General features: G+C 66.9%; 10 protein-coding genes and 1 tRNA gene. 9 read left to right on the top strand and 2 right to left on the bottom strand.

Features of this window, described 5'->3' with window-relative positions; genetic code table 11:
* Positions 1-11 precede the first annotated feature (11 nt).
* From CJ226_RS15610 to CJ226_RS15585, 6 genes are read left to right on the top strand one after another with little or no spacing between them, the layout of a single operon-like run.
* On the top strand, positions 12-992 hold the full coding sequence (locus CJ226_RS15610) for a carbohydrate ABC transporter permease (RefSeq protein WP_257996696.1): 981 nt from the start codon (positions 12-14) through the stop codon (positions 990-992).
* Positions 992-1906, top strand: coding sequence for a carbohydrate ABC transporter permease (locus tag CJ226_RS15605; protein ID WP_082803027.1), 915 nt, complete (start codon positions 992-994; stop codon positions 1904-1906). The genes CJ226_RS15610 and CJ226_RS15605 overlap by 1 nt, the downstream gene beginning before the upstream one ends.
* Positions 1903-3132 (top strand): family 20 glycosylhydrolase, encoded by a 1230-nt coding sequence (locus CJ226_RS15600; protein WP_102209762.1) that lies wholly within the window; start codon positions 1903-1905, stop codon positions 3130-3132. Before CJ226_RS15605 ends, CJ226_RS15600 begins: the two co-directional genes overlap by 4 nt.
* A 7-nt stretch (positions 3133-3139) precedes the next feature.
* Positions 3140-6868: a right-handed parallel beta-helix repeat-containing protein gene (locus CJ226_RS15595; RefSeq protein ID WP_102209761.1), complete on the top strand. Its 3729-nt coding sequence runs from the start codon at positions 3140-3142 to the stop codon at positions 6866-6868.
* On the top strand, positions 6835-7581 hold the full coding sequence (locus CJ226_RS15590; RefSeq protein ID WP_146008258.1) for a hypothetical protein: 747 nt from the start codon (positions 6835-6837) through the stop codon (positions 7579-7581). The genes CJ226_RS15595 and CJ226_RS15590 overlap by 34 nt, the downstream gene beginning before the upstream one ends.
* 26 nt (positions 7582-7607) lie before the next feature.
* On the top strand, positions 7608-9041 hold the full coding sequence (locus tag CJ226_RS15585) for a sulfatase (RefSeq protein ID WP_257996695.1): 1434 nt from the start codon (positions 7608-7610) through the stop codon (positions 9039-9041).
* Positions 9042-9148: 107 nt separating this feature from the next.
* Here the strand turns inward: CJ226_RS15585 and CJ226_RS15580 are convergent.
* Positions 9149-9222 (bottom strand) — tRNA-Gly (locus CJ226_RS15580).
* 86 nt (positions 9223-9308) lie between these two features.
* Between CJ226_RS15580 and dcd the strand changes: the two genes are divergently transcribed.
* Positions 9309-9914 (top strand): dCTP deaminase, encoded by a 606-nt coding sequence (gene dcd, locus CJ226_RS15575; protein WP_102209759.1) that lies wholly within the window; start codon positions 9309-9311, stop codon positions 9912-9914.
* A 1-nt stretch (position 9915) separates the two neighbouring features.
* The gene (locus CJ226_RS15570) at positions 9916-10389 is read left to right on the top strand and encodes a hypothetical protein (protein ID WP_102209758.1); all 474 of its coding nucleotides are present in this window, start codon (positions 9916-9918) and stop codon (positions 10387-10389) included.
* On the opposite strand, the gene CJ226_RS15565 is transcribed toward CJ226_RS15570, so the two are convergent.
* Entirely contained in the window at positions 10322-11323 is a 1002-nt protein-coding gene (locus tag CJ226_RS15565; RefSeq protein ID WP_102209757.1) for an alpha/beta fold hydrolase, read from the bottom strand. The two genes, CJ226_RS15570 and CJ226_RS15565, sit on opposite strands and share 68 nt — an antisense overlap.
* A gap of 72 nt (positions 11324-11395) precedes the next feature.
* Here CJ226_RS15565 and CJ226_RS15560 point away from each other — a divergent pair, with 72 nt between their 5' ends.
* Complete coding sequence (locus CJ226_RS15560) at positions 11396-12043, top strand: TetR/AcrR family transcriptional regulator (protein ID WP_102209756.1); 648 nt, start codon at positions 11396-11398, stop codon at positions 12041-12043.
* Positions 12044-12704: the final 661 nt, after the last annotated feature.

Genomic DNA, 12704 nt, shown 5'->3' with positions numbered 1-12704 from the left:
GACATCTCCTCATGACGCAGACGACACTCCGGCCCGCTCGTCGCAGCGAGCGCACCGCGAAGACCGCCACCGCAGCGATGAGCACACGGGTCCGTGGCGCTCGCGGACGCCTGACACCCTGGATGCTCCTGGCGCCCGCGACGATCATGGTCGCCGTCGCACTGGGCTACCCGCTGGTGCGGCAAGCGATCATGTCCTTCCAGCACTTCGGCTTGGCGCAGCAGTTCGGGCAGCCCGCCGAGTGGGCCGGTGTGTCGAACTACGCCACCATCCTCACCGACCCCTACTTCTGGAGCGTGTTCCTGAAGTCTCTGGCGTTCTGCGCCTGGACGGCGGGTGTGACGATGCTCCTCGGAGTGGGCGTCGCGGTGCTCATGCTGCGACTGCACAAGGTGATCCGGTCGTTCCTGAACACCGCCCTCATCATCGTGTGGGCGATGCCGGCCCTGGCTGCTCTGACGATCTGGCAGTGGCTGGTGGACCCCCGCTCGGGTCTGCTGAACTACGCGCTCACGAGCGTCGGACTCAGCGGCTTCGAGAATTTCAACTGGCTGGGCGAGAACTTCTGGACTTTCTACCTCATCGCATCCGCCGTGATCATCTGGGCGTCCCTGCCCCTGGTCTCCATCACGATCTACGCGGCTCTTGCGCAGATGCCCACCGAGGTTCTCGAGGCATCCGAGATCGACGGTGCCACCGGGTTCCAGCAGATCCGCCACATCATGCTCCCGATGGTGGCGCCCGTCATCTCCCTCATCGGAGTGCTCCAAGTGATCTGGGACCTTCGCGTGTTCACCCAGATCTACGTCCTCCAGCAATCCGGCGGTATCGCGAGCGAGACCAACCTGCTGGGGACGTACATCTACCAGACCGGAATCGCTCACGGCGACTACGGGGTGGCCTCCGCGCTGGCGATGGTCGTCCTCGCGCTCACCCTCGTGCTCACCGCCCGCTATCTCCGAATGCTGTACCGCCAGGGAGGAATGTTCTGATGGCGCTTCACACCGTGGACACGTCGACGCGCGTTCTCACCACCTCCCCGAAGGTCGGGGCGAAGGCGACAGACATCACCACTCGCTCGTGGCGGCCGAAGAACCCGCTCGCGAACGTCACCGGTCTTCTCGTCGCGCTGCTGTGGTTGGTGCCGGTCTACTGGATGGTCAACTCGGCATTCCAATCCGACTCCGAGCTCATGTCCTGGCCGCCGCATCTGCTGCCCCAGGAGTTCACCTGGGGGAACTTCATCTCGGCATTGACCAATCCCCACTTCGCTCCCGCGCTGGGATCGTCCCTTCTCGCCGCATCTCTGACTGTCGTGTTCTCCACCATCGGGGCGCTGACCGCCGCGTACGCTCTGTCGCGCTTCCGCTTCCGCGGCCGCACCATCATGATCATCGCGATCCTCGTGGTGCAGATGATCCCGGCCGAAGCGCTCTTCATCTCGCAGTATCGGATGCTGGACGGGTGGGGGCTGTTGAACTCGGTTCTCGGGCTCTCGATCCTCTACATCGGAACCATCGTCCCTTTCGTCGCCTGGATGACGCGCGGGTTCGTCGACGGAGTTCCGATCGAGCTCGAGGAAGCCGCCATGGTCGACGGGTGCTCTCGCTTCGGCGCGTTCCGGCGCGTGACCCTCCCTCTGCTCGCGCCCGGGTTGGTGTCCACGTCCGTCTTCAGCTTCCTCTTCGCATGGAATGAGTACACCCTCGCGCTGATCGTCCTCTCCAAGGACTCATCGGTGACCCTCCCGATCTGGATCCAGTCGTTCCAGCAGGGGCTTAAAGCGACCGACTGGGGCGGGGTGATGGCCGGCGCCACCCTCATCGCCGTCCCCGTCATCATCATCTTCATGGCGGTGCAGAACAAGATCTCCCAGGGGATGGTTGCCGGAGCGGTCAAGGGATGACTCTCGCTGATCTGCCCCCTGTCCTCGTCGGACCAGTCCGGGGGCGCGAACCGTCATTCCCTTGGCGTGGGCTGATGATCGACTCTGCCCGCACTCGCTTCACGGTGCCGACCATCCTGCGGGTCATCGAGCTCGCTGCACGATACGGGTTCAACCGGCTCCACTGGCACCTGACCGACGACCAAGGCTGGCGCTTCGACGTGCCCGACTACCCTCTGCTGACGGCGATCGGCGCCGCCCTGCCGCGAGGTGCCTTCGACGACTACAACGCCCTTGCGGCAGAGACTCTGGAGCGGGCGAAAGCAGCCGCAGTCACCAAATGGACCAACGGGTTCTACTCCGACGAGGAGATCGCCACGGTCGTCGACTACGCCACCGCGCACGGGATCGAGATCATCCCGGAGGTCGACCTTCCCGGGCACATGTCGGCGGCGATCACGGCGTACCCGGAACTCGGACGCCCCGCGCACCTCCCCCTGCCCGATGGCTCGATGCGCGACCACATGTGGTGGCCTGCCCGCAACGATCTGTTGTGGCCGACTGCCGACGCAGAACAATTCGTCCGAGCAGTGCTCCGCCGTGTGGCCCGACTCTTCCCCGGGAAGCTCGTCCACATCGGCGGCGATGAGTGCGCGTACCGTCAGTGGGAGTCGGATCCCGACCTCCCGGCAGCCCTGGCAACCCGTGGGTTGGCGCGTATCGAAGACCTGCAGGCATGGTTCATGAACGTCGCGTCCGCGGAGCTGCAGCGCCACGGCAAGACGGTCGCTGTCTGGGACGAAGCCTGCGATATCTGGGACGAGGACGACGCCATCGTCATCGCATGGGACGAAGCCCGCGGAATGGAACGTGTGGGCCGCTCGACGCTTCCCTACGTATTCGCCGACGCGCGCACTCTGTACCTGAACCGGGTCGATCCGGAGGGCAGCGGCCAGCAGAACGGGATGACGCCCGCCATCTCGGTCGACGACATCCTTCACGCGCCCTGGCCCGAGACAGCCGACCCGCGGTGCCTGGGGGTGCAGGCCTGCGTCTGGTCGGAGTTCGTGCTGGACGGGGCCGACTTGCTCGACATGCTCTTTCCCCGCCTGCTCGCCGTGGCCGAACGGATCTGGAACCCCGCCCTCGACGCCGACGATGCGGCTGCGCGGGTACGGCGTGAACACGACCTGCTATCAACCTCGGGGGCTCTTGCGGAGCCCCAGCTGACCCCGACGATGTGGTGAGGACACGATGAACAGAACAGTCAGGGCGTCAATCGCGGCGTCCCTCGCGATCGCCTTCAGCTGGAGTGGTCTCGCCGCTCCCGCGTCCGCTTCCGTGCCGGTCGCGGCCGAAAGCCAAGCCACGACCCGCACGGTCTTCAGCGAAGACTTCACCGCCGGTGACGGGGCGCAGTGGAAGGTGACCACGGCGAACGCGGCCTCCCAGGTGACCTACACCGGCGGGATGGTGAACGTGAAAGGAAGCGGACCCGAGAACCGCATCGTCACCAAAGACGTCATCGCCGCCCACGACTTCACCCTCAGTCTCGACCTCTTCATCCATGCCGGCAATACGAACAGCGCCATCAAGGTCGGCTTCTTCGCCACCGAAGCCGCAGCATCCCGCTACCAAGTGACGTACGACGCGCCGAGGAGTCGCCTCGCGTTCGAACGGGTCGAGCAGGGGGCAACGACGCTGCGCGGCGTGCCCGCATCGCTCAGCCTCCCCGTCAACACCAAGGGAACCGCCCATCACGTGGAGATCAGCGTGGACGGCGACCGGGTGCGGGCACGCGTCGGAGGCCAGCTGCTCCTCGATACCGTCGACGCCGACATGGCCGACGCCGCTGCCGGCCGCATCGTCCTGGCCAGCCAATTCCCCCAACAGGATTACAGCGTCGACAACATCGTCGTCACCACCGACGAGGCCGAGGCGGTGGGTGAATACACCGTGGATGTCGCGACCCAGACCAACGGTGTCCGCGACACCTCGATCGAGACAGCCGGCGGAACGCTCACCGCGAGCCGCTCATCAGGGAACGCCGGTGACGCCGTGACGCTGACATACACCGCGCGCCCCGGGTACGTCTTCGACGGGTACATCTCCCTCCGCGCAGACACCATGACCAGCACGGACGGACTCCTGACCATCAGCGACAACCGGTTCACCCTCGACGACAAGACCGGCAGCGTCGTCATCATCGCCACGTTCGTGACCGAGCCCGCCGACCCCAACCTGCTGTTCCGCGATGACTTCACCGGGGCCCTCAACGCCGACAACGATTACGACATCCAGGGCGGGGCCGCCGTGCGTGTGGAGGACCAGGCGTTGGTCCTCGCGCCTACCGCCGGTTCTGCGTCCGCTTTCGTCCGGTCGAGCGGCTGGGCGGACCCACCCGCCTACGCGATCGAGGTGGACGTCCGAAAGGCCGACACCGTTGCGGGCACGGCTCAGATCGCCTTCCGCGGCGCCGGTATGGAATCTCGCTACGTCCTGGCGCTCAACGGCTCGAAGGCGCTCCTGCGCCGAATCGACGCGACCGCCAATGTGGAGCTTGCGAGTACCGCGTTCGTGTTCGACCAGAGGGCCCGACACGTGTCGATCGATGTGTCCGGCGACACGGTCTCGGTGACCGTGGACGGCTCCCCGCTCCTGTCGTACGTGAACGTCGACAGCGTGAACGACAGCGCAGGGTGGTCGGGACTCAGCCCTGGCGCGGGCGTCATCAATATGACAGCGGGTTCATCCATCGCCGTCGACAATCTGACGATCGTCCGGACGCCCGTACAGGTCGGAGTGAGCGTGGAGATCTCGAAGGATGGGGTCGCAGACGCCGAGCGAACGGCGGGCGCGGTCGTCCTCTCCCGGTACACCGCTTCCAGCGGGGAAACGGTGACGTGGGATGCCTTCCCCAAGGGCGGGTACGTCCTCCAGGGCCTGTCCTGGCAGGGGACCCCTGTACCCGATGGGGGCTTCACCATCCCGAAGGATGTGGCGGAGGACGTCGTCCTCACCGCGAACTTCACTTCAGCAGCAGTCGCCCCGACGACGTACTACGTCGACCCGGCGGGCGGAGCCGACAGCAACACCGGAACCTCCGCTGAGACCGCCTGGGCATCCTTCACACCCCTGAACAGGGCCTTCGGGCCCGGGGATCGCATCCTCCTCAAACGCGGCAGCGTGTTCGACGGAGACGACGCGGCACTCCGGTTCCAGGGTTCGGGTTCCGCGAACGCACCCATCGAGGTCGGCGCGTACGGGGAGGGCCCACGGCCTCGCCTCGACGGTGCCGGCGAGGTCGAGAACGTCATCTCACTCTTCAACCAAGAGCATGTGAGCATCAGTGGGCTCGAGATCACCAACGTGCATCCCGGGTACGACAGCCGCTTCGGTCTGAACACGAGCACGAACCAGGTGAAGAACCTTCGCGCGGTGAACGTCTCCGCGCGTGACTTCGGGGTCGTCTCGGACATCTCCCTGACGGACCTGCATATCCACGACATCAACGGGAACCTGTCCTCCAAATGGAACGGCGGCATCTTCTTCGACATCGGTGCGGCAATCGAAGATGGGGAACTCCGCGGAGTGCCCACCAAGTTCGATGGGGTCCTCATCGCCGACAACGTCATCGAGCGCGTCGACCGCTCCGGGATCAAACTGGTGAGCTCCACCTGGGCGAACCAGTCCGCGCAGAACTCGCCGAACATTCCGCTGCACTGGTACCCGTCGACCGGCATCGTGCTCCGCGACAATCAGATCCGGTACACAGGTGGAGACGGCATCACCGTGCGCGACTCGGACGGAGCGCTCATCGAGTACAACCTCGTGCAGCACGCCCGATACCAGAACACCGGCTACAACGCAGGCATCTGGCCGTTCCAGGCCACGAACACCGTGATCCAGTACAACGAGGTGTCGCACACGCACGGTGTTCAGGACGGTCAAGGTCTGGACACCGATCACGTGTCGTCCTACTCGGTCATGCAGTACAACTACTCGCACGACAACGAGGGCGGGTTCATGCTGATCATGAACGGATTCCCGCACACCGCGCCCACCGTCCGGTACAACATCAGCCAGAACGATGCCGACAAGACCTTCGAGTTCTCCCGCGGCACGGCGGCCGGGACGATGATCTACAACAACACCATCTCCTCGGACTCGCTTCTCCGCGGACCCCGCGGAGGCGTGCTGGACCTTGCCAACTCCGCAGCGGGCACCGGAAACCGCGAGGTCTTCATCTTCAACAACGTCTTCCACTACCCGGAAGGACAGCCGTTCTACGTCGGCGAGGCAGCGACGATGCGTTCCCAGGTGCGCCTCTACAACAACGCGTACGCCGGCGGGATCGCCGCACCCGCAGAAGAGGAACACGCGGTGACAGGCGACCTGGGGCTTCCCGACATCGGTGACGCGCCGGTGAACATCGACATCACACGGCCGCGTACCGGCGCCCACATGGGTACCAGCTTCGACGGGTACGCACCTGCGGCGGACTCTTCGCTCCGAGGAGCCGGCATCACGCTGGCCGAGCTGGTCGCTCGCTATGACGGCACGGTGACCGACCGTCGCGATCTCTCACCGATGGAGATCCACGCGGTGGCACGCCGAAGCAGCAGTATCGACATGGTCGCCGCGTGGAACCTTCCGGAGGTCGACGGCGTCACGTACGGCACGGACTTCCGCGGCGCTGCGCTTCCTTCCGGCACGGCGCCGGTCCTCGAGCCCGAGGGGATCACCGTGGGAGCGGTGCAGTTCGTCCCCGCTGAGTCGACAGGTGGTGGCGCGTCAGGGGACGTCTCCGCAGAGGCCGGAGGGACGGCGCCTCCGACTGGCGCCGCCACATCCGCCGGTTCCGCTGCCGCCGTCGCGGCTCTCGCTCAGACGGGGTCTCCTGTTCCGCTGATCCTGCTTGTCGGTGCCGCCCTGACGACAATCGTCGGGTGGTGTCTGTACACGCGGCGCTCGACAACATGAAGGCACGGCAGGGCGTCATCATCGCGCTCATCGCGGGAGCCCTGGCGTTCAGCGGTGGGTGCTCCGCGCAGCCGGCGCTGAGCTCCTCGGAGTCCACGGTGCACGCGATCTATGAGCGAGCCGGCGAGCCGGCCGCCTCGCCGTCCCAGCAGCTCCACGACATCGTGGTCTTCGATTGGGCGGCGGAACTCGAGCTCAGGGAGCCCGTGACCGTCGACGCTCTGCAGCTGCCGGAGTCGGCTCAGGCCGGACCACGCGGACGATCCTCCTGGGAGGCGTACGAGCGTGAGGTGGACACCACTGTCGAACTCATCGTCTCGTCGATTCGTTCCGGGTTGAGTCGCAACGACGTCCGGGAGTACTACGAGCAGAACCTCGACTTCTTCGCCCGTCAGGACGTGATCGTCGTGCGGGTCACGGAATGGGAGCGCGGCCGCGCCCAGGCGTCGACGGAACTCCATATCGACGAGACGACGGTCCGTACCCTGCAGGAGAGTGACGACACCGTGGTCTCCTCGGCCTTGCTGCTGCATGCCGGGGAGCAGGTGGTCGTGACACGCGATGACGGCACTACCGCGGAGGTCCGATGCCTCTCGCGAACCGAGGCCGGAGTGGACCCCTTCGAGGACGTGATCCAAGCGGCCGCCGCGCAACTCGCTGACGAGCTGTTCCTCGCCGAGCTCACACGCCGCATCGAGGCGGCACGCCCCTGATGACCCAAGGAATGGAGAGGCCAGCAGTGACTGACCAGCAACGCCCCAACATCGTCCTCATCCTCACGGATGACCACGCATCGCACGCGATCGGTGCCTATGGCTCAGTGGTCAACGCGACCCCTCGCATCGACGAGATCGCGGACAGCGGTGTGCGGATCGACAACTGTTTCTGCACCAACGCCCTGTGCACCCCGAGCCGGGCATCCATCCTTACCGGAACGTACAGCCACATCAACGGCGTCACCACCCTGGAGACGCCCATCGACGCCAGCCAGCCGACCTTCATCACGCAGTTGCGGGAAGCGGGGTACCGCACAGCCCTTGTCGGCAAATGGCATATGGGGGAGGGGCCCGGACACGACCCGGAGGGCTTCGATTACTGGGCGGTGCTCCGCGACCAGGGCGAGTATTTCAACCCGCAGATCCTGACCTCGGGTGGAGTGGAGATCATCGAGGGCTACGCCACTGACATCATCACGGATCTCTCGCTCCGGTGGTTGGAGTCGTTGCCCGGCGACGAGCCGTGGTGCATCCTCATCCATCACAAGGCCCCACACCGTCCGTGGGAGCCGGACGAGAAGCACAAGGGGATGTTCACGAACCCGATCCCCGTCCCGGACACGTTCGATGATGATTACGCGACGCGTTCGTCGGCTGCGCATCGCGCCGCGATGCGCATCGCAGACCACCTGACCTTGACGGATCTCAAGCAGAGCCCGCCGGAAGACATGACCTACGAGCAGGCCGCACTGTGGAAGTACCAGCGATACATGGAGGACTACCTGGCCTGCGTGGCGTCCGTCGACGACAACGTCGGGCGAGTCATCGACTGGTTGCACGACGAGAACCTCTTCGATGACACGCTCATGATGTACACGTCGGACCAGGGATTCTTCCTCGGCGACCACGGCTGGTTCGACAAGCGCTTCATGTACGACGAGTCGTTGCGCATGCCCCTGCTCATCAGCTGCCCCTCCCGAATCAGCGACCCCGGACGCACCATCGAACAGATCGTCACGAATGTCGACTTCGCGCAGACCATCCTCGACGCTGCCGGACTGAAGCCGCACCCGCGTATGCAGGGGGTGAGTTTCTGGCCGCAGCTCACGGATGCCCCGGACAAACCGACCCGTGAGGCGATGTACTACCGGTACTTCGAGAATGACGATGCGAACCACCATGCCCTCGCTCACTACGGCGTCCGCACGGAAACGCACAAGCTGATCTACTTCTACAACGATGGGATGGGATTGCCCGGTTCGTCGCCGTTCGTCTACCCGCCGGAGTGGGAGATGTACGACCTTGTTGAGGATCCCGAAGAGCTCCGCAACGTCTATCACGAGCCTGCTTACCGGGACCAGCGGGAAGAGTTGAAAGCAGTCCTCTGGTCGCTGCAGGCCGAGCTGGGGGACACCCCGCATCCGTCGCAGCCCATCCCCGAGCGGGTCAGCCCGTGACATGACCACTGTCGCTTCGCCCGTCGCGGCGGAGGAACGATCGGCAGCGTGACCGCAGTGCGGACGCCAGCCCCTGCCAAGGGGCGCGCCGCGCGCGGCTGGACATATGGAGGGGCTGACGGGAATCGAACCCGCGCTGTCTGCTTGGGAAGCAGAAGTTCTACCATTGAACTACAGCCCCGCACCCGCCCGAGAGCAGGTGGAGCAAGCCTACCTGTCGCGGGCCGGATGGCCAAAGCGCGGGTCGCTCATGACTAGGCTTGTGCCGTGCTTCTCAGCGATCGCGACATCAGAGCAGAACTCGCCTCCGGCCGCGTCGGCCTGGAACCGCATGCGCCGGAGATGATCCAGCCGTCGAGCATCGACGTGCGACTGGACCGCTACTTCCGCCTCTTCGACAATCACAAGTACCCGTTCATCGATCCCTCGGTCGACCAGCCCGAGCTCACGCGGCTGATCGAGGTCGATCCGGACGAGCCCTTCATCCTCCACCCCGGCGAGTTCGCGCTGGGGGCCACGTTCGAGCGGGTGACCCTGCCGGACGACATCGCCGCGCGGCTGGAGGGGAAGTCGTCGCTCGGTCGCCTCGGGCTCATCACCCACTCGACCGCCGGCTTCATCGACCCGGGCTTCTCCGGGCATGTGACGCTGGAGCTCGCGAACGTGGCGACGCTGCCGATCAAGCTGTGGCCCGGCATGAAGATCGGCCAGCTGTGCTTCTTCCGGCTCACCTCGCCGGCGGAGAACCCGTACGGCTCCGGTCCCTACGGCAACCGCTACCAGGGTCAGCGGGGTCCGACGGCGTCCCGGTCGTTCCAGAACTTCCACCGCACCGACGTGGGTGTGACCGACATCGGAGCCGTCGGAGGCTGACATGAGCGACGCGAGCGGGACGGGTTCCGACGAGTCCGCGGTGCCCGAGGGGGCGGCGCCGCCGGATGCTTCGGGGCCGGAGATCGCTCCCGCCGACGCGGTGATCCCGCCGGCCGACGCCGTCATCCCGCCTCCACCGCCGGAGACGCCGATCCCGGAGGGGCTGTTGACGGCACCGGACGCCGCAGGCGATGCGCTTCCGGCACCGACCCGTCGCTCGGAGCGATCCCGTCCGACGCCCGCGATCCTCCAGGGCGAGCAGCCCGCCGCGGCTGCGGACGACTGGGCGCAGCGGTCCATCGCCCCGGAGGCCGCCGACACCGGCAGCTACCGGATGCTCGCGGTCGTCGTCTTCGTCGTGCTCTTCCTCCTGCTCGCGGCGGCTGTGGTGACGCTCGTCGTGCTGATCACCACTGTCGGGCTGCCGTTCGCGGCCGCCGACCCGGGCGCGGGCTTCCTGCCGACCCGGGTGTAGGACTCGGAAGGGCGGCGGACGGGTCGGCCGGTGCAGCGTCGGTGGTGGCTCGTCCCGTCGCGGTGCCGAGCGCATCCACGGCGTCGAGGCCCCCGGTCACGAGAGCGACCACCGCATCGAGGGTCGGATCAGCCGACAGCACTCTCGTATGACCGAGACCCTCCGTGCGGACGAGACGGGAGCGGCCGGGATGGGCTGCATGCAGCCGGAGGGCGTCGTGGTCGGGCATCCGGCGGTCGCCCCGGTCGTGCACGACGAGCAGTGTGGTGCCGGTGGGGAGTGGATGGGTGGCCGCGTCGTACTGTTCGGTGGCGGTTACGAAATCGAGCCGGAGGCGGCGGAGGAAGCGGGTGCGGAGTCGGTCCGCGGTGGCGGCGTCGAGCCGGAGGTCGCGGACGAACTGGGCGAGGAAGGGCTCGGGTGCGGCGGCCCCGGCGACGACGGCGACGGCGGGGACCGTGCCGGACGACCGGGCGACGGTCAGCGCCGCGAGCCCGCCGAAGGAGTGGCCGATGAGAGCGGAGAAGGGGCCGTGGGTGCGGTCCAGCTGCTCCGCGGCGTCGACCCAGTCGCGGATATCGGTGTGCCGCCTGCCGGAGGAACCGTGCGCCGGGGCATCGAAGGCGACGACCCGGAATCCCTCGGCGACGAGTTCCCGCACGAGCGGGGCGAACTGCGAGGCGCGGCCCCGCCAGCCGTGCAGGAGCAGCACGGTGCGCTGACCCGTGCCCCACGTGTAGGTCGTGACGGGGATGCCGCGCACGAGGAGCGTCCCGCGGCGGGCGTCGTCGTGGGTGGCGGCGTCGGCGGCCCGCACGGCCATCCGTGGGCGGGTGGAGAAGAACAGTCGGTAGGCGAGATCGCCGGCGAGGCGAGGGGAGAGGCGTCCCACAGTCGGCAGGGCGCGGACGAGGAGAAAGGACGCGGACGGCATGAAGGCTCCTTCACCGAACTATACGAACGATCATCCGTATACTAGGCGAACGGTCGTTCGTATACTAGGGGCATGGTGGATGGCGTGATGCAGGACGGCCGGCGGGCGCGCGGCGACGCCTCCCGCCGCATCGTGCTGGAGAGTGCGACCGACCTCGCCTCCGTCGAGGGTCTGGACGGCGTGACGATCGGACGCCTCGCGACCGCCTCGGGGTCGAGCAAGAGCAGCATCGCGACGCTGTTCCAGAGCAAGGAGGGCCTGCAGCTCGCGACGGTCGCCGCCGCTCGGGACATCTTCGTCGAGCGGATCATCGAGCCCGCCCGCGCCCAGCCGAGGGGAGCGCACCGCCTGGCCGCGCTCCTCCACAACGCCTTGGTCTACTCGAAGGACCGCGTCTTCACGGGCGGGTGCTTCTTCGCGGCGACGGCGGCGGACGTCGACTCCAAGCCCGGTCCCGTGAGCGATGCCGTGCGTGCAGCCCTCGTCGACTGGTACGGATACATCGAGGCCCAGCTGCGGTTCGCAGCCGCGGAGGGGGAGGTCGACGCGGCTGACGTCGAGGGGCTGGCGTTCGAGCTCGTCGCCCTCAATGAGCAGGCCAACGCGCGGTCGCTCCTCCTGCGGAGCGACAGGCCGTATGCGCTCGCAGCGGCCGCGATGCGCTCACGCCTCCGTGACGCGGGTGCTCCCGACACCGCCCTCGCTCTCCTCGCCCTCTAGCCCCGCCCCGCGCCCGGGCCCCGCGCCCGCGTTCCCTGCGGGCTCAGAAACGCACCGCAATCCCGTGTCGACGGCCCGTTTCTGATCCCGCCCCACGGTCGGGCTCTGCCCCTTTTGCGTGCGGGATGGGAAACGGGCCCCGCGGTCCGTCGGAAGGGGCGCTTCTGATCCCGCCCGACGGCCGGGCCGTCCGCTCTTTCGCGAGCGGGATGGGAATCGGGTCCCGAGGTCCGTCTGGAGGGGCGTTACCGATCCTGCTTAACGGTCGGGGCCTACCGTCTTGCGTGCGGGATGAGAAGTGGCCCGCGAGGTGCGACGGAGGGGCTGTTCTTGATCCGCGCACGTGCCTTCCCTGTACCTGTCACCTCGGGCCCTTGCGCTTCCACCGGGCGCCTCGTTCCTCGTCCCTCCCGCGCCGCCTGCCTGCATGACCCTGCGGGACGGAAAGCGTGCTGCTGGGGTGTTCGGGAGGGGCGGTTCTGATCCCGTCCGGAGAGTAGGTGCTCGCATCGCCGTGGTGGGGGATCGAGAACGTGCCCCGGAACGGCTTGGGAGGCGCGACTCTGATCCCGTCTCGGCTCAGGGCGCGGCCGCGTCCGTTTGAGTGGTGGTCTTTCGCTTCGTTGCGATGATCAGCTGTCGTTAGTTTAGGCGGCGGTGA

Origin of the sequence: Microbacterium sp. UMB0228 (assembly GCF_002871415.1) — a bacterium.
Classification (GTDB): Bacteria; Actinomycetota; Actinomycetes; order Actinomycetales; family Microbacteriaceae; genus Microbacterium.
This window is presented reverse-complemented; position numbering and strand designations above follow the sequence as displayed.

Bases quoted from the DNA above. Each gene is read 5' to 3' on its own strand.
- CJ226_RS15610 (WP_257996696.1), top strand. From the start codon at position 12: ATGACGCAGACGACACTCCGGCCCGCTCGTCGCAGCGAGCGCACCGCG.
- CJ226_RS15605 (WP_082803027.1), top strand. From the start codon at position 992: ATGGCGCTTCACACCGTGGACACGTCGACGCGCGTTCTCACCACCTCC.
- CJ226_RS15600 (WP_102209762.1), top strand. From the start codon at position 1,903: ATGACTCTCGCTGATCTGCCCCCTGTCCTCGTCGGACCAGTCCGGGGG.
- CJ226_RS15595 (WP_102209761.1), top strand. From the start codon at position 3,140: ATGAACAGAACAGTCAGGGCGTCAATCGCGGCGTCCCTCGCGATCGCC.
- CJ226_RS15570 (WP_102209758.1), top strand. From the start codon at position 9,916: ATGAGCGACGCGAGCGGGACGGGTTCCGACGAGTCCGCGGTGCCCGAG.
- CJ226_RS15565 (WP_102209757.1), bottom strand. From the start codon at position 11,323: ATGCCGTCCGCGTCCTTTCTCCTCGTCCGCGCCCTGCCGACTGTGGGA.
- CJ226_RS15560 (WP_102209756.1), top strand. From the start codon at position 11,396: ATGGTGGATGGCGTGATGCAGGACGGCCGGCGGGCGCGCGGCGACGCC.